16 protein-coding genes are annotated in these 20,577 nt (G+C 71.9%); 5 read left to right on the forward strand and 11 right to left on the reverse strand.

Annotated elements, in window-relative coordinates; genetic code table 11:
• Positions 1-83 precede the first annotated feature (83 nt).
• Positions 84-1,751 carry a CTP synthase gene (locus OG788_RS12135; protein ID WP_406376731.1) on the reverse strand — a complete coding sequence of 556 codons (1,668 nt, stop codon included), beginning with the start codon at positions 1,749-1,751 and terminating at the stop codon, positions 84-86.
• A gap of 536 nt (positions 1,752-2,287) precedes the next feature.
• Between OG788_RS12135 and OG788_RS12140 the strand changes: the two genes are divergently transcribed.
• The 3 genes from OG788_RS12140 to OG788_RS12150 all read left to right on the forward strand — a co-directional run bounded on the left by OG788_RS12140 (position 2,288) and on the right by OG788_RS12150 (position 7,318).
• On the forward strand, positions 2,288-4,096 hold the full coding sequence (locus OG788_RS12140) for a glycoside hydrolase family 15 protein (protein ID WP_351551895.1): 1,809 nt from the start codon (positions 2,288-2,290) through the stop codon (positions 4,094-4,096).
• A 110-nt stretch (positions 4,097-4,206) separates the two neighbouring features.
• On the forward strand, positions 4,207-5,598 hold the full coding sequence (locus OG788_RS12145) for an FAD-binding oxidoreductase (protein WP_406370659.1): 1,392 nt from the start codon (positions 4,207-4,209) through the stop codon (positions 5,596-5,598).
• Between the two features lie 91 nt (positions 5,599-5,689).
• Positions 5,690-7,318, forward strand: a complete 1,629-nt coding sequence (locus OG788_RS12150) for a PucR family transcriptional regulator (RefSeq protein WP_356758150.1) — start codon at positions 5,690-5,692, stop codon at positions 7,316-7,318.
• A 20-nt stretch (positions 7,319-7,338) separates the two neighbouring features.
• Here OG788_RS12150 and OG788_RS12155 read toward each other — a convergent pair whose 3' ends face one another.
• From OG788_RS12155 to OG788_RS12175, 5 genes are all read right to left on the reverse strand, one after another.
• Complete coding sequence (locus OG788_RS12155) at positions 7,339-8,475, reverse strand: glycosyltransferase family 4 protein (RefSeq protein WP_406370661.1); 1,137 nt, start codon at positions 8,473-8,475, stop codon at positions 7,339-7,341.
• A gap of 832 nt (positions 8,476-9,307) precedes the next feature.
• Positions 9,308-11,050: a DNA repair protein RecN gene (gene recN, locus OG788_RS12160; RefSeq protein WP_406370663.1), complete on the reverse strand. Its 1,743-nt coding sequence runs from the start codon at positions 11,048-11,050 to the stop codon at positions 9,308-9,310.
• A 249-nt stretch (positions 11,051-11,299) separates the two neighbouring features.
• The gene (locus OG788_RS12165; RefSeq protein ID WP_406370665.1) at positions 11,300-12,205 is read right to left on the reverse strand and encodes an NAD kinase; all 906 of its coding nucleotides are present in this window, start codon (positions 12,203-12,205) and stop codon (positions 11,300-11,302) included.
• Positions 12,202-13,017 carry a TlyA family RNA methyltransferase gene (locus tag OG788_RS12170; protein WP_406370667.1) on the reverse strand — a complete coding sequence of 272 codons (816 nt, stop codon included), beginning with the start codon at positions 13,015-13,017 and terminating at the stop codon, positions 12,202-12,204. Before OG788_RS12170 ends, OG788_RS12165 begins: the two co-directional genes overlap by 4 nt.
• A gap of 78 nt (positions 13,018-13,095) precedes the next feature.
• On the reverse strand, positions 13,096-13,440 hold the full coding sequence (locus OG788_RS12175) for a hypothetical protein (RefSeq protein ID WP_406370669.1): 345 nt from the start codon (positions 13,438-13,440) through the stop codon (positions 13,096-13,098).
• 42 nt (positions 13,441-13,482) lie between these two features.
• On the opposite strand from OG788_RS12175, the gene OG788_RS12180 reads away from it, so the two are divergent.
• Complete coding sequence (locus OG788_RS12180) at positions 13,483-13,830, forward strand: SCP2 sterol-binding domain-containing protein (protein WP_351551875.1); 348 nt, start codon at positions 13,483-13,485, stop codon at positions 13,828-13,830.
• Here the strand turns inward: OG788_RS12180 and OG788_RS12185 are convergent.
• The 4 genes from OG788_RS12185 to OG788_RS12200 form a co-directional block, all read right to left on the reverse strand.
• Positions 13,814-14,731, reverse strand: a complete 918-nt coding sequence (locus OG788_RS12185; RefSeq protein ID WP_406370671.1) for an ABC transporter ATP-binding protein — start codon at positions 14,729-14,731, stop codon at positions 13,814-13,816. The genes OG788_RS12180 and OG788_RS12185 overlap by 17 nt on opposite strands.
• Positions 14,728-15,804, reverse strand: a complete 1,077-nt coding sequence (locus OG788_RS12190; RefSeq protein WP_406376732.1) for a FecCD family ABC transporter permease — start codon at positions 15,802-15,804, stop codon at positions 14,728-14,730. The genes OG788_RS12185 and OG788_RS12190 overlap by 4 nt, the downstream gene beginning before the upstream one ends.
• A gap of 11 nt (positions 15,805-15,815) precedes the next feature.
• On the reverse strand, positions 15,816-16,859 hold the full coding sequence (locus OG788_RS12195; RefSeq protein WP_406370673.1) for a FecCD family ABC transporter permease: 1,044 nt from the start codon (positions 16,857-16,859) through the stop codon (positions 15,816-15,818).
• Between the two features lie 209 nt (positions 16,860-17,068).
• Positions 17,069-18,097, reverse strand: coding sequence for an HAD hydrolase-like protein (locus OG788_RS12200; RefSeq protein ID WP_351551884.1), 1,029 nt, complete (start codon positions 18,095-18,097; stop codon positions 17,069-17,071).
• Between the two features lie 72 nt (positions 18,098-18,169).
• Between OG788_RS12200 and OG788_RS12205 the strand changes: the two genes are divergently transcribed.
• A complete protein-coding gene (locus OG788_RS12205; protein ID WP_406370676.1) occupies positions 18,170-19,462 on the forward strand; it encodes a DUF1015 domain-containing protein in 1,293 nt (430 codons plus the stop codon).
• Positions 19,463-19,549: 87 nt separating this feature from the next.
• Here OG788_RS12205 and OG788_RS12210 read toward each other — a convergent pair whose 3' ends face one another.
• Entirely contained in the window at positions 19,550-20,392 is an 843-nt protein-coding gene (locus OG788_RS12210; RefSeq protein ID WP_406376733.1) for a hypothetical protein, read from the reverse strand.
• Positions 20,393-20,577 lie beyond the last annotated feature (185 nt).

Here is a 20,577-nt window from a genome sequence, read left to right on the forward strand (position 1 = left end):
AACCGGTCCGGTGACGGAACCGGGGCACGCGCCCGGCGGGAGAACCCGCGGACACGCACCCCGATCACCGTACAGCCCTGGTACTACTTGCCCGTCTTGCGCTCCACCGCGGCCTTGACCAGGCCCGCGAAGAGCGGGTGCGGCCGGGTCGGACGGGAGCGCAGCTCGGGGTGCGCCTGGGTCGCGACCAGGTACGGGTGGACGTCGCGCGGGTACTCGACGTACTCGACGAGCTTGCCGTCCGGAGAGGTGCCGGAGAACTGCAGACCGGCCTTCTTCTCCAGCTCGGCGCGGTAGGCGTTGTTCACCTCGTAGCGGTGGCGGTGGCGCTCCTCGACGTACTCCTTGCCGTCGTACACCTCGCGCACGATCGAGCCGTCGGCGAGCTTGGCCGGGTACATGCCGAGGCGCATGGTGCCGCCCATGTCACCCTCGCCCGCCACGATGTCGAGCTGCTCGGCCATCGTGGAGATGACCGGGTGGCCGGTGCCGGAGTCGAACTCGGTGGAGTTGGCGTCGGGGATGTCGGCCAGGTTCCGCGCGGCCTCGATCACGATGCACTGCAGGCCCAGGCAGAGGCCGAGCAGCGGGATCTTGTTCTCGCGGGCGTACTGGATCGCGCCGACCTTGCCGGACACACCTCGGTCGCCGAAGCCGCCGGGGATGCAGATCGCGTCGACGTCGCCGAGCTGCTTGGCCGCGCCCGCGGGGGTCTTGCAGTCGTCCGACGTGACCCACTTGATCTTGACGCGGGCCTTGTTGGCGAACCCGCCGGCGCGCAGCGCCTCGGTCACCGAGAGGTACGCGTCGGGCAGGTCGATGTACTTGCCGACGAGCGCCATGGTGATCTCGTGGACCGGGTTGTGGACGCGGTCCAGCAGGTCGTCCCAGGTCGTCCAGTCCACGTCGCGGAACGGCAGGTCCAGCTTGCGCACGACGTAGGCGTCCAGACCCTCGGTGTGCAGGACCTTCGGGATGTCGTAGATCGACTTGGCGTCGATCGCGGCGACCACGGCGGCCTCGTCCACGTCGCACATCAGCGAGATCTTGCGCTTGATGGCGGTGGGCACCTCACGGTCGGCCCGCAGCACGATCGCGTCCGGCTGGATACCGATGTTGCGCAGGGCCGCGACCGAGTGCTGCGTCGGCTTGGTCTTCAGCTCCCCGGACGGGCCGATGTACGGGAGGAGCGAGATGTGCACGACGAACACGTTGTCGCGGCCGACCTCGTGACGGACCTGGCGGACCGTCTCCAGGAAGGGCAGGGACTCGATGTCGCCGACCGTGCCGCCGACCTCGGTGATGACGACGTCGACGTCGTCGGTGGCCATACGTCGGATACGGTGCTTGATCTCGTTGGTGATGTGCGGGATGACCTGCACGGTGTCACCGAGGTACTCGCCGCGCCGCTCCTTGGCGATGACGGTGGAGTACACCTGTCCGGTGGTCACGTTGGCCGAGCCGTCCAGGTCCACGTCGAGGAAGCGCTCGTAGTGACCGATGTCCAGGTCCGTCTCGGCGCCGTCGTTGGTGACGAACACCTCGCCGTGCTGGAACGGGTTCATGGTGCCCGGGTCGACGTTCAGGTAAGGGTCGAGCTTCTGCATCGTGACCCGCAGACCGCGGGCCTTGAGCAGCGCGCCCAGGCTGGAGGCGGTCAGCCCCTTGCCGAGAGAGGAGGCGACACCCCCGGTGACGAAGATGTGCTTGGTCGTCGTGGCTGTGCTGTTTCGAAAAGCACTGGGCGGCATGGCCAAGAGGGGGCTCCCGTGGTCGCGGTCTGGGGTGCGTGCCGGCGTGGGTTCCGGAGAATTTCCGGAGGTGCCGTCGCTGCGGTTCGGGGGTTTCTTGCCCACCGGTCCACGGGCTACCAGGGTATCAGCGACAGAACGAGACCGCTTCCGGCCACGCTCCGCGCACACCTGGGCACAGACCTCGCACACCGCTCACTCGATCGGCTCAGCCGGGTTGCCCGGAGCGGCACGCGGATCTTCCACGTGCGTCGTATCCTGCTCGGACACTCGCTGCCGAGCCTGTCCGGCGCACGGCACCATCCCCGTCCGTACCCCGGAACAAAGAGGGCTTGTCAGTTCGTTTCGAGACGAGATTCGCATCGCCCGTAGCACCGACAACTGACGTTTCGCAGCGACGCACGACCGACGTCCCCACCATCGACGTTCCGCAGTTACCGACCTTCCCCATTGCCTACTGTTCCGCAGTACCTACGTTCCCTTTGACCGCAAGAGCGACCGCCCCGCGAAGGGGCGACGTGGCCGTTCGACTGGAGATGCACGTGGCCGGGCGCATCGAGGACTACGCACTCATCGGAGACATGCAGACAGCCGCGCTGGTCTGCCGGGACGGCACAGTCGACTGGCTGTGCCTGCCCCGCTTCGACTCCCATGCCGTCTTCGCAGGACTGCTCGGCACGGAGGAACACGGATTCTGGCGGCTCGGACCCGCCCACGCGTCCGACGCCGAACCACCCACGGCGGCGCGCCGCCGGTACCGCGGCGACTCGCTGATTCTCGAGTCCGAATGGGACACCCCGCGCGGCACGGTCCGGGTGACCGATTTCATGCCGCCGCGTGACGGCGCCCCGCAGCTGATCCGGATCGTCGAGGGCGTCACGGGCCGGGTGCCGATGCGCTCCGCGCTGCGGATGCGTTTCTCGTACGGCCGCGTGGTGCCCTGGGTGCACAAGCACGAGGGGCGCACGGTCGCGGTCGCCGGACCCGACTCGGTCTGGTTCGACACGGACTGCGAGACGTACGGCAAGGATCTGACCACGTACGCCGACTTCACGGTGGCGCCGGGCGACCGGATCGCCTTCACGATCTCGTGGGAGCCCTCGCACAAGGTGCCGCCCGCGCTGCCCGAGCCGGAGCAGTCCCTGGAGGCGACCGAGGAGTTCTGGCGCGACTGGGTCGACCAGTGCACGTACCACGGCCCCTACCGCGAGGCCGTCGTCCGCTCGCTGATCACGCTGAAGGCCCTGACGTACGCGCCCACGGGCGGCATCGTCGCCGCGCCCACCACCTCCCTCCCGGAGGAGATCGGCGGCGTACGCAACTGGGACTACCGCTACACCTGGCTGCGCGACGCGGCCATCACCCTCTCCTCGCTGCTGCGCACCGGCTACCGCGAGGAGGCCCGTGCCTGGCGCGAATGGCTGCTGCGCGCGGTCGCGGGCGACCCGGAGAACCTCCAGATCATGTACGGCATCGCGGGGGAACGGGAGTTGGGCGAGGCCGAGCTCGACTGGCTTCCCGGGTACGAGGGTTCGGCGCCCGTCCGCGTCGGGAACGGCGCCGCTCACCAGCTCCAGCTCGACGTCTACGGCGAGGTCACCGAAGCCCTGCACCTGGCCCACATGACGGGCCTGTCCCGCAACGACTACGCCTCGCTGCTCCAGTTGAAGCTGATCCGCTACCTGGAGGACCACTGGGACCAGCCCGACGAGGGAATCTGGGAAGTCCGGGGCCCGCGGCGGCACTTCGTGCACTCCAAGGTGATGGCCTGGGTGGCCGTCGACCGCACCATCAAGCTCATCGAGTCCGGGGACGCGGACGGCCCGCTGGAGAAGTGGCGCGAACTGCGCGACGACATCCACCGGGACGTGTGCGAGAAGGGCTACGACAAGGAACGGAACACGTTCACGCAGTCGTACGGCTCGAGGGAACTCGACGCCTCGCTGCTCCTCATCCCGCAGATGGGGTTCCTGCCGCCGGACGACAAGCGCGTGATCGGCACCATCGAGGCGATCCAGCGCGAGCTGTCCACCCCGGACGGCTTCATCCTGCGCTACCCGACGGCCGGCGAGGACGCGGGCGTGGACGGCCTGGAGGGCGACGAGGGCGCGTTCCTCGCCTGCTCGTTCTGGATGGCCGACGACCTCGCGATGATCGGGCGGGTCGACGAGGCCCGCAAGCTCTTCGAACGGCTGCTGGCCCTTCGCAACGACCTCGGGCTGCTCGCCGAGGAGTGGGACCCGGTTCTCCAGCGCCAGGTCGGGAACTTCCCGCAGGCCTTCAGCCACGTTCCGCTGATCGACACGGCCCTGCGGCTGACGGCGAGCGGGGCGTACGGCGGCTGAGCCGGCCCGGACCGGGCGCGCCGGGGCGGACTTCGTCCCGGCGCGCCCGATCCGCCCCACCCGCCTAGCCTTGAAGGAGTCCTGTCCCCTCGTGGAAGGGGGCGGCTGCCATGGCTCCCCTTTCGAAGGCGGGCGTGGCACTTGCCACGCTCCGCGCCGATCTGTCCGGTGACGTGGTCGTCCCCGACGATCCGGGGTACGACGAAGCCCGGACGATCTTCAACGCGATGATCGACCGGCGGCCCGCCGTGATCGCGCTGTGCGAGGGCGAAGCCGACGTGACACGTTCGGTGCGTTTCGCGCGTGAACTGGATCTGGCGATCGCGGTACGCGGCGGCGGCCACAGCGTCTCCGGCATGTCGCTCAACGACGGCGGTCTGGTCATCGACCTCAGCAGGATGCACACGGTCACCGTCCACCCCGGCTCCGAGACCGTACGGGTCGGGGGCGGGGCCCTGATGAGCCATCTCGACCGGGCCACCCAGCCGTACGGCCTGGCGACCACCGGCGGCCGTGTCTCGACGACCGGTGTCGGCGGCTTCGTCCTCGGCGGCGGCAGCGGCTGGCTGGACAGGTCCCTCGGCCTCGCCGCCGACAACCTCCTCGGCGTCGAGCTGGTGACCGCCGACGGTTCGCCGGTGCGCGCCACCGACCGGGAGAACCCGGAGCTGTTCTGGGCCCTGCACGGCGGCGGCGGGAACTTCGGTGTCGCCACGGCGCTGACCCTCAAGCTGCACCCGCTGCCCGAGTTCTCGATCGCCCTGATGCTGTACCAGCCGGACTCCGGCCCCGACGTGGTCCGCATCTACCGCGAGATCATCGAGAACGGGCCGCCGGAGGCGAGCGGCGGCATCATCTATCTGACCGGCCCGCCCGAGGAGTTCATACCCGAGCACCTGGTCGGCAAGCGGCTGTGCGGCGCGCTCGTCGCGTACGCCGGCGGCGAGGACGACATGCGCAAGATCGCCCAGCCGCTGCTGGCCCTGCCGCACGAGGTCGAGATCGTCACCGCCCTGCCCTACGCCGACTTCCAGTGCATGCTCGACGACCCGCCCGGCATGCGGAACTACTGGTCGGCCGAGTACCTGACCGGCGCGCCCGACGACTTCGTGGACGTCTTCTGCGCCCTCGGCGACGCCATGCCCGTCCCCACGGGCAACCAGCACGTGCTGTTCCCCCAGGGCGGCGCGATCGCCGCCGGACCGTCCCGGTTCCCGGTCCCCTACCGGGACGCGCCCTGGGCCGTGCACCCCTTCGGGGTCTGGGAGGACCCCGCCGACGACGAACGGTGCATCGAGTGGGTCAGGAAGGTCCGCGCCGATGTCCAGCCGTGGAGCACCGGCGCGGTCTATCTGAACTTCATCGGGGACGAGGGCGCGGACCGCGTCGTGGCCGGCCTCGGCACCGAGAACCTCCGGCGGCTGGCCGCGGTGAAGGCCGAGTACGACCCGGACAACGTCTTCCGCTTCAACCACAACATCGCCCCGGTACCGGTCGCCTGACCGCGGCACGCCCCGGCGCGCGCCGCCCGCGGCGGCTCTCGTCACCGGCCGGAGATGCCTCCGGAACCCGTCCGCGGGTAGCGTCCGCTGCATGGACAGCCGTTACGACACCCAAGGCGCCGGAATCACCGTGCAGCGGGCCCTCGAGCTGCCCGGGCTCCGCAGCGGGCTGCCGGAGATCATCGCGGGGGCCGACCGGCTGCACCGGACCGTGCGCTGGGTGCACGCGGGCGAGGTACCGAACATCGCCTCGCTGCTCAAGGGCGGTGAACTGCTGCTGACCACGGGATACGGGCTCGGCACCCGCCCGGCCGAACAGCGGGCATTCGTCCGCACCCTCGCCGAGCGCGGTATCGCGGCGCTCGTCGTGGAACTCGGGCCACGGTTCGCCCGGCTGCCCGCCGCGCTCGTGGAGACGGCGAAATCCACCGGTCTGCCACTGGTGCAGCTGCACCGCGAGGTGCCCTTCGTGGCCGTCACGGAGGAGATCCACACCGAGATCGTCAACGGCCACTACGCGTTGCTCCAGCAGGCCGAGGAGGTGCACCGGCACTGCACCGAGGCCCTCCTCGGCGGCGGCGGGGTCCCCCAGGTCCTGCGCATTCTCGCCGAGTTCAGCGGCAACCCGGTCTTCCTGGAGACCGCAGACGGGCAGCTCCTGTACGCCGCCGGGGCCGGATCCGCGGGCGCCGACCCGCTGCAGGTCTGGGAGGGGCTGCGCGGCCAGCACAAGGAGGAGCCGCCCGCGGGGACCACCCTGGTGGACGTTCCCGGGGGCGGCCCGGGCACCGGTTCCGTACGGGCCCGGCTGGTCCTCCTGCCGGTCGGTGCCCCGGTCGCCCCGGTGCACCGGATCGCCGCCGAGCGGGCCGCCGGCATCCTGGCCGTCGTCCTGATGCAGGCCCGCCAGGAGGAGGAACTGGCCGCGCGAGGGCGCGGCGACTTCCTCACCGACCTCGCCGAGGGCCGTATCGAGGCCGAGGACGCGCCCGCGCAGGCCCGTGTGCTCGGCTTCAAGCCCGGCGCCGGCCCGCTCCTGCCGGTCGTGATGCGGCTCGCCGACGGCCTCGCCCCCGGGGGCGGCTGGGCGGTCCTGGCCCGCGCGGTCGCCGAGGAACTGGCCTCTGTGGGTGTTCCGGTCCTGCTGGGCGTACGTCCCGTCGAGGGCCGTGTCCCGCTGCTGCTCGGTCTGCGCTCGGAATCGGAACGAGGAGCCGTAGCGGACCGCGTCGCGGCGGCACTGCGCGCCGGTGTGGAGCGGGCGGGCATGCAGCGGCCCGGAGCACAGCCGCCGGTGGTGGTGGTCGGGGTCGCGGGCGGCTGGGCGGCCGCGTCGGCGGGTCTGCGGCACGCGGCGGAGACGGCGACGGCGGCGCAGGGCCTGTCGGACCGCCCCTGGTACGACGCCCGCCGCCTGGACATCGACCTGCTGCTGTGGCGGCTGCGCGAACACCCCGACCTGGCCGCCTTCGTGGACCGCGCGATCGGCCCGCTCCGCGACCACGACAACCGCTCCAAGCCGCCGCTGCTCCCCACCCTGCAGACGTACTTGGCGCACGCGGGCCGCAAGGCGGAGACCGCCCGCGAGCTGCATCTCAACCGGCAGACCCTCTACAACCGCCTTGCCAGGATCGGTGAGTTGCTGGGCACGGACCTCGACGACCCGCAGACGGTACTGGCGTTGAGCCTGGCGCTGCGGGCGCGCAGGCATGTTCCCTAGCCGGCGGCCTGCACCCCGGGTCAGCCCAGCGGCCGGGGCTGGGTCAACTCGTCGTAGACGCTCAGCACTTGGGCGACCGTATCGTCCTCGGTCGGCCAGGTGGCGGCCTGCCAGGCACCCTTCTCGCGCAGGGTCTCCTGGCGCGCCGGGTCGGCGAGCAGTCGTACGACGGCGTCGGCGAGCGCCTTCGCGTTCCCGTACGGGACGAGTTCGGCCGCGTCGCCGACCATTTCGGGGATGCCCCCGACCGCGGTGGCCACGAGCGGCACGCGCGCGTGGAGGGCCTCCTGCACCAGCACCGAGCGTGACTCCCATCTGCTCGGCAGCAGCGCGAGGTCGGCGGCGGCGAGCAGCTCCGTGACGTCGTCGCGCCGCCCGATGAGCCGGACCGGCAGTTCCTCGTCCTCGATCCGGCGCTGGAGAACGGCGCGCAGCGGCCCCTCCCCCGCGATGACCAGCAGCGGCACGGGATCGAGGCGGCACCACGCACGCGCGGCGTCGAGCAGCGTGTGGTAGCCGCGGTGCCGGTCGAGCGAACCGACCGCCATGAGCAACGGACGGTCGGTCGAGCCGAGTTCGGCCCGCGCCTTGTGCCGGAACCCGTCGGGCTCCACGGGCTCCACGGGCGGGCGCGGCGCGGGAAGCGCGACGGCGGCGAGCCGCGCGTCGCGTGCTCCCCTGGTGCGGGCCCGGTCCACCAGGTCGGACGAGGTCCCGAGCACCACGGCGGCGGCTCTGGCGACCCGCCGCTCGAGGAGCCGCAGCACATGGGCCCGCGCACCGTCGGCCTCCGAGCGCGTGTGCCAGGTGACGACGAGCGGAACGCGCCGCCCGCTGAGTGCCAGGGTCGCCCGCAGCGCCGCGTGCAGCCCGTGCGCGTGCACGAGATCGGCGTCCGCGCAGGCCGCCCGCAGCGCGGACACGGAGGCGGGATCGCTGCTGCGGGGCACGGGAACGTGGTGCGCGCCCACTCCGGTGAACCCGTACACGCGATCCGCCTCGGCGGGAGAGCACACGGTGACCCGCACCCCCCGGGCGACCAGACCCGAGGCCAGCGACCGCACATGCGCGCTACTGCCCGCGCTTCCGCCGCCGAGCACCTGCACGGTGCGCAGCGGCGACTGGCCGTGCGGTGAGTGGCTGCTCACGTGGCTCACGTGGCCAGGGCTCCTGGTTCGGCGTCGGACGGTCGCGAAGGAACGTACAGAAGGATCGGGCTGAGGGGGTGTACCGGACGTCGTGCACCGCGTACTAGGCCAAGGATGCCAGGCCGCACGGACGTTCCGGCACCGCCATCGCGACGAGGGCACGTCAGACGGGGCAACTCGGCGACGACGGTCACCCGGACGAGTGAGGAATAGGCCATTCTGGGGAGGTCCGAACCACAACAGGACCCACCCGGCACACCCCTGGCCCCTCGCGCATCGTGCGCCACCCCAACACCCGAGCGCCACCAACCCACCGCGAGCCACCCCCGTATCGCGAGCAACTCCAGTTGCCGTGCGGCGCCCACGGATCGTCGGCCACCGCGACGCGAAGACACACCCGCCCGACGAAGGCCCTCCCGGTACCCAAGAACCGCGCCCGCTCGCGAGCCGACCGACCGGCCACGACTCATCCGCACAGCGCCGGGCCGTCCCGGCGTCCATGAGGCATCCGCGCTGCGCGAGGCGCATCCTGCATCACCCGGCGCGTCGCGGTCGCCTCACTCCCCGGCGCGCCCCAACGTCCTCGCCGCTTCGCCGGCCTTCTCCCCGAGCCCCGTCGCGGCCACCGGCGCCGCCGCGTGAGCGGCGCGCCCGCCCTCCCGTTGCCCAGGACGACGGCCGTACCCGGTGTCGCGCCCAGCGCGTACGCGGTAAAGGCGCTCACGACTCCCGCGAGCACCTTGTCGACAGGCGCCGGCCCAGGGAGGCCCGCCCACCGGAGTGAGGGGAAGACCCGCCGGTCGAGCGTGCAACGCCGCCCCACCGAGTGGCGGACGCGCCGCTACACGTCGGAGCGTGCCGTCGCCAGCAGTTCCTCCGCGTGGGCGCGGGCCGTCTCGGAGTCCTCCTGGCCGGCGAGCATCCGGGACAGCTCGCGAATCCGCTCCTCGCCCTCCAGCACCTTCACGCCGGACCGGGTCACCGACCCGTCGTTCGTCTTCTCGACCAGCAACTGCCGGTCGGCGAACGCGGCCACCTGCGGCAGATGCGTCACGACGACGACCTGCGCGGTCCTGGCGAGCCGCGCCAGCCGTCGCCCGATCTCGACCGCGGCCTTGCCACCGACCCCGGCGTCGACCTCGTCGAAGAGATACGTCGGCACAGGGTCCACCCCCGCGAACACCACCTCCACCGCGAGCATCACCCGCGAGAGTTCACCGCCGGACGCCCCCTTGGCGATGGGCCGCGGCGGCGCTCCGGGGTGCGGGGCGAGCAGCAGCTCCACCTCGTCGACACCGGCCGGGCCGTAGGCCACCGTGCGTCCGCCGACCTCCACCCCCTCCGGGTCCTCGGTCTGCCGGATCTCGAACGACACGCGCGCGTGCGGCATGGCGAGCGAGGCCAGCTCGGCGGTCACGGCGGCGGCGAACCGCTCGGCCGCCTCCGTACGGGCGTCCGTCAACGCCTGGGCGAGCCCGCCCAGTTCGCCGCGCAGTGCGTCCCGCTCGGCGGTCAGCTCGTCGAGCCGGTCGTCGTCGCCGTCGAGTTCGGTGAGCCGCGCGGTGCTCTGCTCGGCCCAGGCGAGCACGGCGTCGATGTCCTGGCCGTACTTCCGGGTCAGCTGCGTGAGTGCGGCCCGGCGCTCCTCGACGGCAGACAGCCGCAGCGGGTCGGCGTCGAGGTCGTCGGCGTAGCCCGCGAGTTCCCCTGCCACGTCGCCGAGCAGGATGGCGATCTCCCCGATCCGCCCGGACAGCGTGGCGAGGGCCGAGTCGTGCGACCGTACGGCCTCCAGCGCCCGGTGAGCGCCCGCGACGAGCGTGGCCGCGTCGATGCCCTCCGGGTCCTCGGGATTGCCGGCCAGCGCGGCGTGCGCGGCCGTGGCGGCCGATGCCAGCGCCTCCGCGTGGCCGAGCCGCTCCGCCTCCGCCGCCAGCTCCACGTCCTCGCCCGCGCGCGGCTCCACGGCCGCGACCTCGTCGAGTCCGAAGCGCAGCATGTCGGCTTCCTGGGCCCGTTCCCGCGCGCGCGTGGTGATCTCGTCCAGCTCGGCGACGATGGCCCGCAGCCGGCGGTGGGCGCCCGCGTACTTGGCGAGCGGCACGGCGACCGCGTCACCCGCGTACCGGTCCAGGGCCTGCCGCTGCCGGGACAGCTTGAGCAGCCCCTGCTGGTCGGTCTGGCCGTGCACGGCGACGAGCTCGTCGGCGAGTTCGGCGAGCACGCCCACCGGCACCGAACGCCCGCCCAGATGGGCCCGTGAGCGCCCCTCCGCCGAAACGGTACGGCTGATCAGCAGCGCACCGTCGTCGAGCTCGGCACCGGCCTCCTCCGCCCGTACGACGGCCGTCCCGCCCGGGGGTACGGTGATCCGCCCCTCCACGACCGCGCTCTTGGCGCCGATCCGGACGAGGGCCGGGTCCGCGCGCCCGCCCAGCAGCAGCCCGAGGCTGGTGACCACCATCGTCTTGCCCGCACCGGTCTCACCGGTCACGGCGGTGAAGCCTGGTGACAGCTCGACGACCGCGTCGTCGATGACTCCGAGCGACCGTATCCGCATCTCCTCCAACACGCCCCCGACCATACGAGGTTTTCCCAGCCCCGTGCGACGCCGCCCCCCGCAAAGAGAACCGAGCGTTACCTTCCGGGGGTGGTTTCGTTCGCCGGTTCTCCCCGAGCGTGCGGAGGACGACGGGTCGGCCCGGGCGTGGCGGAGTGAGCCGGAGAGGTGTGAGCCACGAAGGTGTGAGCCGCAAAGGTGTGATCGGGCGCGTCGGTCATCTCCCGCGCCGGGCGGCCCGGCCCCGGGCGGAACCCGGGGCCGGGCGCACGACTAGTGCGGCGCTCCGCGCCACCCGGAGACCGGCAGCGCGAACTTGGCGACGAGCCGGTCGGTGAAGGACGCGTGGTGCAGCCGGGCCAGCCGCACGGGCACGGCCCCGCGCCGCACCTCGACCCGCGCGCCGGGCGGCAGCTCCACCGTCCGCCGGCCGTCGCACCACAGCACGCCCGGCGGAATGTGCGGCAGCACCTCGACGGCGAGCACCGAGTCCGGTGAGGTGACCAGCGGCTTGGCGAACAGGGCGTGCGCGCTGATCGGCACCATCAGCAGCGCCTCGACCTCGGGCCAGACCACGGGGCCGCCCGCGGAGAAGGCGTACGCCGTCGACCCGGTCGGGGTCGCGCAGACGATCCCGTCGCAGCCGAACCCGGTGACGGGGCGCCCGTCGATCTCCAGCACCACTTCGAGGAGCTTCTCGGCGGACACCTTCTGCACGGCCGCCTCGTTCAGCGCCCAGTCGGTGTGCACGATGTCGCCGTTCTGGTGCACGACGACATCGACGGTCATGCGTTCCTCGACCTCGTACGCCTTGGTGACGACCCGGTCGACGACCTTGTCCAGGTCGTCGCGCTCGGCCTCGGCGAGGAAACCGACCCGTCCCAGGTTGACGCCGAGCATCGGCACCCCGGAGGCCCGGGCGAACTCGGCGCCGCGCAGCAGCGTGCCGTCACCGCCGAGGACGATGAGCAGCTCGCAGCCGTCGAGGCACTGCGGAGTCGCCTCCTGGACCAGCTCCACCTCGTCCGGCAGAGGCAGATCGGCCGCCTCGGCCGCGAGGACCCGCACGCCGATCCCGGAGCGCAGCAGCCCCTGGACCACCAGCTCGGCGCTGCGGATGGCTGCCGGCCGCCCGGTGTGGGCCAGCAGGAAAACAGTACGAGCTCGGGTCTGTGTCAACGCGGCCCCTCCGCCACTGCACGGTCAACGTCGGCCGGGTCGAGTTCGGGTGCCCCGGCACGCAGCCACAGAAAATACTCGACATTGCCCGAGGGTCCGGGCAACGGACTTGCGGTCACGCCCTTCACTCCGAGCCCCAGCCCGCGGGCTCGCTCCGCCACACCGCGCACCGCCTCGGCGCGCAGCTCCGGGCTGCGCACGACACCGCCGCTGCCCAGCCGGTCCTTCCCCACCTCGAACTGTGGCTTGACCATCATCACCAGGTCGGCATCCGGCGCCGCGCACCGCACAAGGGCGGGCAGCACCAGTCCGAGCGGGATGAAGGACAGATCCCCGACAACAAGGTCCACGGGCTCCCCATCGATCGCCTCCAACGTCAACTCGCGTACGTTCGTACGGTCCTTGACGGTGACGCGTTCATCGCTCTGAAGAGACCAGGCGAGTTGTCCGTAACCGACGTCGACGGCGACGACATGCGAGACGCCCGCGCGCAGCAGGACGTCGGTGAATCCGCCGGTGGACGCGCCGGCGTCCAGCGCCCGCCGCCCCTCGATCTTCAGCCCCTCGGGCACGAAGACGGCGAGGGCTCCGGCGAGCTTGTGTCCACCGCGCGAGACGTAGTCGGGGTCGCTGTCGTCCTTGCTGACCACGATCGCCGCGGCGGTCTCGACCTGCGTGGCGGGCTTGGTCGCGAGGGTCTTGCCCACGCTGACCCTGCCCGCGGCGATCAGCTGTCCGGCGTGCTCGCGCGATCGGGCGAGCTTCCGGCGGACCAGCTCGGCGTCGAGGCGGCGGCGTGCCACTCCTGCCACGTTCGGTTCAGCTCCTGCGGTCGTACGGCGATGGAAGGGGGTGCCCCCGAAGGATCTCCGGGTGTGCCCCGAAGGATCTCATTGAGGGCCGGCTGTCGGGTTCGGGGCACCACCCAGCGGAGGCCGGGCAAGGGCGGGAGCCTGAGGGCCCTGGCGGACGTCCAGCGCGGTGAGCTCGTCGCGCAGCCCCCGGTGCACATCCTCGTACACCTCGACGTGTCCGTCCGTGGCGAGGTGGTCGGCGTCGGCCAGCCGGTCGAGCCGGGCGTCGACGTCCGCGTTGCCCGTGGGGACCCGCGGGACGTTCAGCGGGGCCGGTGCCGCGGGGTCGTACGCGGGTCCCTGCTCCGCTTCGGCGGGCACGCCGGGGTCCGCCGCCGGCACGGGCTGCGGGACCTCTCCCTCGGGGACTGAGTCGCTCATGCCCCGACGCTACCGCGAAGGGCTGCGGTACCGTCGATCACGATGGCGACGATTGAGGAGTGCCGTACCGCACTCGACAAGCTTTCGGACAACATGGCGAACGCCGAAGGGGACGTACGCACCGCTGCGGCCCTGGACCGGTCGCTGAGCTGCCGTATCACCGACCTGGACATCACCTTCGTCGGCCGTCTCAAGGACGGCCGGATCAAGGTGCTCGACACGCTCCAGGGCCCGCCCCCCGAAAAGGCTCAGATCCGTCTCACCATGAACGGCGACGACCTGGTGTCGATGGTGAACGGCGAACTGAACTTCGCGAAGGCCTGGGGCTCGGGCCGGGTGAAGCTGGAGGCGGGCCTGCGCGACCTGTTCCGGCTCAGGACGCTTCTGTAACGGCCACGGCCGCCGCGGCGCCCATCCGTGCCCTGCGTGCCGCGGGCACCACGAGGGGCGTCCCCGTCTCCGGGTCGTCGATGACCTGGCAGCGCAGCCCGAAGACCTCCTCGACCAGGCCGGCCGTGACGATGTCGCTCGGCGCGCCCTCGGCGATGACCTCGCCGCCGCGCAGGGCGATCAGGTGGGTGGCGTAGCGGGCCGCGTGGTTGAGATCGTGCAGTACGGCGACCAGGGTGCGGCCCTGCGTCTCGTGCAGCTCGGCACACAGGTCGAGGACGTCGATCTGGTGCTGGATGTCGAGGTAGGTCGTCGGCTCGTCCAGGAGGAGCAGCGGGGTCTGCTGCGCGAGCGCCATCGCGATCCACACGCGCTGGCGCTGACCGCCCGACAATTCGTCGACATAGCGATCGGCGAGGTCGGCGACACCGGTCGAGGCCATCGACTCCCGGACCACGCGCTCGTCCTCCGCCGACCACTGGCGGAGCAGGCCCTGGTGCGGGTAGCGGCCCCGGCCGACCAGGTCGCCGACCGTGATCCCGTCCGGCGCGATCGACGACTGCGGCAGCAGCCCGAGGGTGCGCGCCACCTTCTTCGCGGGCATCGACTGGATGGCCTGTCCGTCGAGCAGCACACGCCCCTCGGAGGGCTTCAGCATGCGCGAAAGGGCGCGCAGCAGCGTGGACTTGCCGCAGGCGTTCGGACCGACGATCACCGTGAAGGAGTTGTCGGGAATCTCCACCGACAGCTTCTCCGCGATGACGCGCTGGTCGTAGCCGAGGGTGACGTTGTCGGCGGACAGGCGGTTCACAGTGCTCCTCTGGATGTTCTCGTGCGCCTGGTCGTCCGTACGCACCGCGTTCTTCGCCCCGCTCACGGCCGGGTTCGCCGGGCCGCTCATATCCGGCCCGCCTTGCGCTCGGTGACCAGCAGCCACAGCAGATAGACGCCGCCGAGGACTCCGGTCACGACGCCGACGGGCAGCTGGTCGGCGCCGAAGGCGCGCTGCGAGGCCCAGTCCGCGACGATGAGCAGGGTCGCGCCCATGCACATCGACGGCACCAGGTTCGGTCCGGGCGACCTTGTGAGCCGCCGGGCCAGCTGCGGCGAGGTGAGCGCCACGAAACCGACCGGTCCCGCGGCGGCCGTGGCACCGGCGGTGAGCAGGACGGCGGCCACCATCAGCAGCAGCCGGGTCCGCTCGACGCGCACGCCGAGGGCGTACGACACGTCGTCGCCCATCTCCATCATCCGCAGCCCGCGCGCGTTGCCGAGGACGAGGGGGACGAGGACGGCGCACATGATGAGCAGCGGCCAGACCTGCGCCCAGTCGCGGCCGTTGAGGGAGCCGGTCATCCAGACGACGGCGCGGGTCGCGTCGACGATGTCGGCCTTCGTGAGGAGATAGCCGTTGACCGCCGTGACGATCGCGGAGACACCGATGCCGACCAGGACCAGCCGATAGCCGTGCACTCCCCGCTTCCACGCGAGCAGATAGATGGCGAGCCCGGTCACGAGTCCGCCGACGAGCGCGCCGAGGGCGACCTCGCCGGCGCTGCCCGAGAACAGCACGATCATGATGAGGGCGCCGGCCGTGGATCCCTGTCCGAGCCCGAGCACGTCCGGGCTGCCCAGCGGATTGCGGGAGATGGACTGGAAGAGCGCTCCGCCCAGTCCGAGCGAGGCCCCCACCAGCAGCCCGACGAGAACACGGGGCAGCCGCAGGTCGTTGACGATGAACTCCTGGCTCGGGCTGCCGTTGCCGGCCAAGGTCTTGAGCACGTCGCCGGCCGGGATCGGGAAGTCGCCGGTGCCGATGAGCACCACGCTCGCGGTGGCAGCGGCCACCAGCAGCAGCACGACCACGGTGAACGTCCGGACGTCGAGGCGGACGGACAGCCCGCCGCCCGTGCGGACGGCCCGCAGGCGCCGCGGGGGAAGGGTCCGGCCACGCGGCGCGCGGACCTTTCGGATACGTGGGGTCGTCACAGCTGCGCCGTCCTCCGTCGCCGTACGAGAAAGATGAAGACCGGACCGCCGAGGACCGCGGTGACGATGCCGACCTGAAGCTCCGCCGGCCGGGCGATCATCCGCCCGAGAACATCGGCGCCGAGGAGCAGCACGGGCGACAGGACCGTGGCGTACGGGAGGATCCACCGCAGGTCGGGACCGGTGAAGGACCGCACCACGTGCGGGACCATCAGCCCGACGAACACGATCGGTCCGCAGGCGGCTGTCGCGGCCCCGCACAGCACGGTCGCTGCGGCCATGGACAGCGCCCGGGTGCGATTCAGGTTCGCGCCGAGGGCGCGGGCGGTGTCGTCACCCATGGCCACGGCGTTCAGGGGCCGGGCGAGTGCCAGCGCGAGAAGGGTGCCGAAGGCGAGGAAGGGGGCTACCTGTTCGATCGTCGAGTCGGTGGCCGATGCGAGCGAACCGACCGTCCAGAAGCGCATCTTGCCCAGCGCCGCGTCATCCATGATCATCACGGCCTGCAGATAGCCGTAGAGCGCGGCGCTGATGGCGGTTCCGGCCAGCGCGAGCCGCACCGGCGTCGCGCCCCGGCTGCCTCCCAGGAACCAGACCAGCGCGCCGACCGCGGCCGCTCCGACGAAGGCGAACCAGACGTAGCCGCTCAGCGAGGTGACACCGAAGTAGGTGATCGCGGTGACGACCGCGGCGGACGCGCCCGCGTTGATCCCGAGCAGACCGGGATCGGCCAGCGGATTGCGGGTGAGTGCCTGGAGGACGGCACCGGACAGCCCGAGCGCGGCGCCGACCAGCAGCCCGAGGACGGTGCGGGAGATCCGGTCTCCGACCACGACGTCGGAATACGTCCCCGAGTCGTGGAACAGGCCGTGCCACACCTGGTCCAAGGGCAGCGCTTTCGCCCCGATCGCGATACTCGCCACCGCGACGAGCAACAGGACACCCACCGAGACGAGGAGCCCAAGGGTCCGAATCGCCCGGCGGTTCGGGGGCGCGGGGGCGGTCTCCGCGCACTGTTCAGGAGGACTGTCGACCAACACGAGGTTAGGTTAGCCTACCCTCGCATTACCCATCGATGCGCCCTGCGCACTCAGCCCGCCACCGCCGCCCAGGTCAGCACCACAGGGGGCCGAGATCCGCACCACAGCGGGCCGAGGTTCGCACCACCCCGAGAGCAACGGCCAGGCCGGTGCCCGCAGTCGGGCCGGTCGGACCCGCCTCGCGCCGGCGTCCTCGGCGCCGCCCGCGCCTAAAGCCCCAGCCGCGCCAGCGCCTTCCCTCCGTCCAGCTCGCAACTGCCCTCTCCCGCGGCCGTCCAGGCCGCCGCGCACAGGGCCCGCAGACCGTCGAGAGCCTCGCCGTCGCCCGCCAGCTCGAGCTCCTCGCTCCCCGCCGTCGCCGTGAAGCCGCCACAGCGGAACCCGTCGCCCGCCTCGACGACCTCGGGCTGCCCCGTGAGCATCCCGCGCAGATCGGCGTCGACATAGGTCGGCCGGTGCTGCGGAGGCGCGGCGAGAAGCTGCGCGCCGTCCGTCACGCCGGTGAGGACCAGCAGCGAGTCCACCTGTCCGTTGAACGCGCCCTCGATGTCGGTGTCCAGCCGGTCGCCGACCACCAGCGGCCGCTCGGCCCCGGTCCGCAGAATCGTCTCGCGGTGCATCGGGGGCAACGGCTTGCCCGCCACCTGCGGTTCGCCGCCCGTGGCGATCCGCACGACCTCCACCGCCGCGCCGTTCCCGGGCGCGATCCCGCGCGCGCCGGGAATCGTCAGATCGGTGTTGGACGCGAACCAGGGCACCCCCCGCGCGATGGCGTAGCACGCCTCCGCGAACCGCGACCAGGTCAGATCGGGACCGCCGTACCCCTGCACGACCGCCACGGGCTCGTCCTCCGCCGAGTCGACCGGCTCCAGCCCGCGCTCACGGAGCGCGACCCGCAGACCTTCACCGCCGATGACCAGCACACGCGCCCCCGCGGGCACCTGTTCGCTGATGAGCCGGGCCACGGCCTGCGCCGAGGTGATGACGTCCGAGGCCACCGTCGGTATGCCCAGCTCCGTGAGGTGCTCGGCCACCGCGTCCGGGGTGCGCAACGCGTTGTTGGTGACGTACGCGAGGTGCATGCCGCCCGCGCGCGCCGTCCCGAGGGACTCCACGGCGTACGCGATGGCGTTACCGCCCGCGTACACCACCCCGTCCAGATCCAGCAGCGCGGTGTCGTACGCCTCGCTCAGGGCCTGGCCACTGCCTTCGGGCCGCGTCCTGACGGTCTGGCTCATTGCACATCGCTCCTCGTTCGATCCCTTTGCCCCGATCATCGCGCATGCCACTGACACACTTACGATGCCCCAATGAACTATGCAGGTCCCGAGGAGGAAACACCGGCAGGGGGCGGCCTCGAACTCACCCCGTTCCGAGGCCTGCGCTACGACCCCGACCGGGTCGGCAGCCTGGCCGCCGTGACGTCCCCGCCGTACGACGTCGTCGTGCGGCCCGACGGAGTGCTCGAGCTCGAATCGGCCGACCCGTACAACATCGTCCGGCTGATCCTCCCGCAGGACGGCACCCCCGCCGCGCGCAACCAGCAGGCCGCCGACACTCTGCGCCACTGGCGGTCCGAGGGCGTCCTGACGACCGACCCCGAGCCGGGTCTGTACGTGTACGAACAGCGCGACGGCGACCTGCTGCAACGGGGCGTGATCGGCACCCTGCGCCTGTCCGAGCCGGCCGACGGCGTCGTCCTTCCGCACGAGGACGTGATGCCCCACGTCATCGCGGACCGCGCGGCCCTGATGCGCGCCACGTCCGCCAACCTCGAACCCCTGCTGCTGACCTACCGCGGCAACGGCACCGGGTTCGGTACGGCCGCCGTCATCGAACGCACCGCCACCCGCCCACCGCTGCTGTCCACGACCACCGAGGACGGCATCAGCCACCGCCTGTGGGCGGTCACGGATCCGGCGGAGCTCTCGGAGATCCGGACAGATCTCGGCCGGCACCAGGCCCTGATCGCCGACGGCCATCACCGCTGGGCGACCTACCTACGTCTACGCGCGGAGCACCCCTCGCCCAGCCCCTGGGACTACGGACTGGTCCTCCTGGTGGACACCGCCCGCTACCCGCTGCGCGTCCGGGCCATCCACCGCCTGCTGCACCGCCTGCCGGTCGCCGAGGCGCTGGCCGCCCTCGGGGACTCCTTCCGGGTGCGCCGACTCGACGTGCCCCTCGCGGAGGCACTGGAGGCCCTCTCCTCGGCGGCCGCCGAGGGGAACGCCTTCCTCCTCGCGGGTGACGGCTCCTTCCACCTCGTCGACCGTCCGTCGCCGGAGCTCCTCGCCCGTACGATCCCGGCCGACCGCCCGGAGGCCTGGCGCACCCTGGACGCCACGGTCCTGCACGCCGTACTCCTCGACCATGTGTGGCGCATCCCGGAGGACTCCCCGGCGCACATCGCGTACATCCACGACACGACCGCCACGGTCGAGAAGGCGGAGCACGACGGAGGCACGGCCGTCCTGATGCACCCGGTCCACGAGGAGGTCGTACGCGATCTCGCCCGCCAGGGCGTCACGATGCCGCGCAAGTCGACGTCCTTCGGCCCGAAACCGGCGTCGGGACTGGTCCTGCGGGCGCTCACCCCCTGAAGCCTCGCAAGCTGCGGAAACGCCACGTGGGCGGCGGGTCACCTTCCGGTGTCCCGCCGCCCACGTGTTCCGCCTCAGTACCCGGCGTCAGCTCTCGGAACGGTGAGGAGCGTCGTCCTCGCTGTCGTCCTGGTCGTCGTCCTCGTCCTCGTCCTCGATGTCGTCGACGTCGTCCGAGACCCCGTCCGTGGTCACGGACTCGATCTCGTCGTCCTCGTCCTCGTCCTCGTCCCGGTGCTCTTCCTCGGCGTGGACCTCGGTCCCGGCCTCGGGCGCGGTCACCTGCCCGGCTTCGCCCGCGTCCTCGTCCTCGACGAGCGCGTCGACGAACTCGACGCCGTCCAACTCGGCGAGCCGGTCGGAGGCATCGGTGCTGCCGTCCTTGTCGGACTCGACGGTCTTGGCGAACCACTCGCGTGCCTCGCCCTCGCGCCCTGCGGCGAGAAGCGCGTCGGCGTAGGCGTACCGCAGTCGCGCGGTCCAGGGCTGGACGGAGTTCGAGGCGAGCTCCGGGCTCTGCAGGGTGACGATGGCAGCTTCCAGCTGATCCATGTCACGCCGGGCACCGGCCGCCACGAGCCGCATCTCGACCTGGCTCGCCTTGTCCAGCTTCTGCACCTCGGGCGCCCCGGCCATCTCCAGCGCCTTCTCGGGCCGGCCGAGACCACGCTCGCAGTCCGCCATGACGGGCCACAGCTCGACACCGCCGGTCATCCGGCGCGCGGCACGGAACTCGGCGAGCGCCTCACTGAACTTCTGGTTCGCGTACGCGGCGAACCCGGCCGCCTCGCGCACGGCGGCGACACGCGACGCCAGACGCAGGGCGATCCTCGAGTACGCGTAGGCGCTCTCGGGGTCCTCGTCGATGAGCCGGGCAACCATCACCAGGTTGCGCGAGACGTCCTCGGCAAGACCCTTGGGCAGGCTCATGAGCTCCTGCCGTACGTCCTTGTCGATCTCCTCGCCCGTGATGTCGTCCGGGATCGGCAGCCGCTTGATCGGCTCACGGTCGCGGTCCCGCTCGTCGCGGAAACGGCTGCCACCGCGCCGGTCGTCGCCTCCGCGGTCGTCACGACCACGGAAGCCACCGGGGCGGCCTCCCCTGTCGTCACGAC

This window comes from Streptomyces sp. NBC_00647 (assembly GCF_045207245.1).
GTDB lineage: Bacteria > Actinomycetota > Actinomycetes > Streptomycetales > Streptomycetaceae > Streptomyces.